Raw genomic sequence first — 1,135 nt, 5'->3', positions numbered from 1 at the left:
AGCAGGAATTATTAGTCCCTGGTTTTCCAAGCGTCGTAATAAGGCCTGGTATCGCATGGCTAGACTGGGAGCTGATTTTTACCAAGAGTTAGTTTCAGATCTTGAAAATGATGGTTATGACACGAGCTTCTATGATCAGTCTGGTGTGGCCCTTCTTAAGAAAGACGATAGTAAATTAGATGGTCTGTATGAGCATGCTGAGACGAGGCTAGAAGAATCACCCATTATTGGTGAACTCTCTATTAAAATGCTACCGACCTCCCTGAATTCACTGGATTTGACCGTTATCTCTATGCCTCTGGGGGAGCCAGAGTCGAAGGTGCAGAACTGACAGCTACTTTGATTAAGGCTTCTGGTTTTGAAAAGTTAGAAGGTCAAGTTACACTCTCTCCTCTTGACGATGGTACTTATGAGATTGATGGTCAAACTTTTGATAAGGTCATCCTCGCTTGTGGTGCCTGGCTAGGTCAAACGCTTGAACCCCTTGGTTTTGAAGTGGATGTTCGTCCTCAAAAAGGTCAGTTACGAGACTATTTCTTTAAGGGCATGGATACTGGTAAATTACCAGTTCTGATGCCAGAGAGCGAATTAGATGTCATTCCATTTGCGGGTGGAAAGATTTCGGTAGGTGCCAGTCATGAAAATGATCAAGGCTTTGATTTGACGGTTGATGAAGCTGTTTTAGAAGTTCTGGAGGAGGAGGCTAAGACCTATTTCCCTGACTTAAGTACTGCCAAGTCCTTCTCGGAACGTGTGGGAACGAGAGCCTACACGAGTGACTTCTCACCTTTCTTTGGAGAAGTTCCAGAGCTTAAAAACGTCTTCGTTGCTTCAGGTCTAGGCTCCTCTGGTCTTACAACAGGGCCATTGATTGGAAAAAATCTGGTTGATTTGGCCATGAACCGACCTGGTAACTTGGACAGTGCAGATTATCCAGTCGCTAATTACATTAAGAAACAGGATTAAGACTAGTTATCCTTCCCAAAATATTCAGAATCAGTTAGCTTTCTCTCACTATCGAGAAAGGCTAGCTGATTTTTATTAGAATACAGAACACCTATTTCTTATTTAATTAGAAGATGATAAATATTAAGTGTTCATCGCTTGTAGGTGAATACTAATAAAAATGGGAGGG

General features: G+C 42.2%; 1 pseudogene. It reads left to right on the top strand.

The window, feature by feature from the left end:
- Positions 1-966 (top strand): annotated as a pseudogene (locus HSISS2_RS04355) (FAD-binding oxidoreductase); the annotation flags it as partial.
- Positions 967-1,135 lie beyond the last annotated feature (169 nt).

It is taken from the genome of Streptococcus sp. HSISS2, from assembly GCF_000448665.1.
Taxonomy (GTDB): Bacteria; Bacillota; Bacilli; order Lactobacillales; family Streptococcaceae; genus Streptococcus; species Streptococcus raffinosi.
This window is presented reverse-complemented; position numbering and strand designations above follow the sequence as displayed.